Annotated in this window: 2 protein-coding genes; one reads left to right on the top strand and one right to left on the bottom strand. The window is 71.9% G+C overall.

Annotated features, from left to right (window positions below; genetic code table 11):
• Positions 1 to 52: 52 nt before the first annotated feature.
• A complete protein-coding gene (locus ACFTQE_RS20090; protein ID WP_376926730.1) occupies positions 53 to 679 on the bottom strand; it encodes a pyridoxamine 5'-phosphate oxidase family protein in 627 nt (208 codons plus the stop codon).
• Positions 680 to 777: 98 nt separating this feature from the next.
• Between ACFTQE_RS20090 and ACFTQE_RS20095 the strand changes: the two genes are divergently transcribed.
• Entirely contained in the window at positions 778 to 1,437 is a 660-nt protein-coding gene (locus ACFTQE_RS20095; protein ID WP_376926731.1) for an HAD-IA family hydrolase, read from the top strand.
• Positions 1,438 to 1,458: the final 21 nt, after the last annotated feature.

Raw genomic sequence — 1,458 nt, forward strand, 5'->3', positions numbered from 1 at the left:
CCCCGGGAGATCGGGGCCGGCGTCGTGCGAATCACGTCTCGGCCGCGTCGCGTCAGCCGTAGAGCTTCGCGTCGTACGTGGGGCCGTAGTACGCGTCGAGCTCTTCGACGGATTCGTTCGGGCGTTCGAGCGCCTGCGCGATCACGGCGCGGCGGGGCGCGGCCGCCGGGTCCCAGGTCTCGGGCTTCCAGGTCTGCGACCGCAGGAACGCCTTCGAGCAGTGGGAGAAGATCTCGTCGATCGCGACCTCGAGCACGAGCAGGGGCTCGTGCCCGCGCACCTGCATGCGTTCGGCGTAGGGCGCATCGCGGAGGAGACGGCCGCGGCCGTTGATGCGCAGCGTGTCGCCGCGACCCGGGATGACGAAGAGCAGCCCGACGTGCGGATTCTCGAGCACGTTGTGGAAGCCGTCGGCACGGCGATTGCCCGGTCGCTCGGGAATCGCGATCGTCGTGTCGTCGAGCACGAGGGCGAAGCCGGCCGGGTCGCCCTTGGGGGAGACGTCGGCGTTGCCGGCGGCATCCGCTGTCGAGATGAAGCAGAGTGGGGATGCCGCGAGCCACTGTCGATCGAGGTCGTGCAGCCGATCGCGCGACTTGTCGCGGGCGGCGGGCAGCGGCCGGCCGACGATCTCCTCGAGCTCGGCCGAGGTCGTGACGGGAATGCCTCCGTGATCCATGGCTCCACGCTACGCCCGCGGCCGACCCGATCGATGCCGGCGCCCGTCGTCTCGACGGCCGTGACCGGCTGAGGCGCCGCGCCTGAGATGATCGGACGATGCAGACCATGCGGGCGAATCGGGCGGTGCTCTTCGATGTCGACGGCACGCTGATCGACGCGATGGCGGGCCAGCGACGCATCTGGCACGAGTGGGCCGAGCGATCGGGCCTCGACCCGGCGCTCGTGTACGAGGTGGCCATGCGCACACGGCCGATCGAGACCGTGGCCGAGGTGCTGCCGGGGCGCGACCCGGCTCCGCTCGTCGCCGAGTTCGACCGGCTCGAAGACCTCGAGGCCGAGCTCGGGCCGCTGCACGGAATCGACGGAGCTGCGCTGCTCCTCTCATCGCTCGAACCGAACGCCTGGGCCCTCGTCACGTCGAACGCCGAGCGGCGGGTGACGACCCGCTTCCGACGGCTCGGGCTGCCGCTGCCCGAGGTCATCGTCGACAACCTGGCGACCCGCGCGGGCAAGCCGTCGCCCGACCCCTACCTGCTCGCGGCACGTCGTCTCGGCGTCGACCCTCGCGACTGCCTGGTGATCGAGGACGCGCCGGCGGGTGTCGCCGCGGGGCTCGCCGCGGGCATGACGACCTGGAGCGTCAACGGCGAGGTGCCGGTCGCGGGCGCCAACCGGCACTTCCGCACGCTCGCCGACGCAGCCGCCGACATCGTCGGCTTCGTGGCGGGTGACGACGTGCACGCGGCATCCGCCTGACGCCCGCCGACGACGAAGCGC

The sequence above is a fragment of the Agromyces sp. NPDC056965 genome (assembly GCF_042673425.1).
In the GTDB taxonomy this organism is placed as follows: Bacteria; Actinomycetota; Actinomycetes; order Actinomycetales; family Microbacteriaceae; genus Agromyces.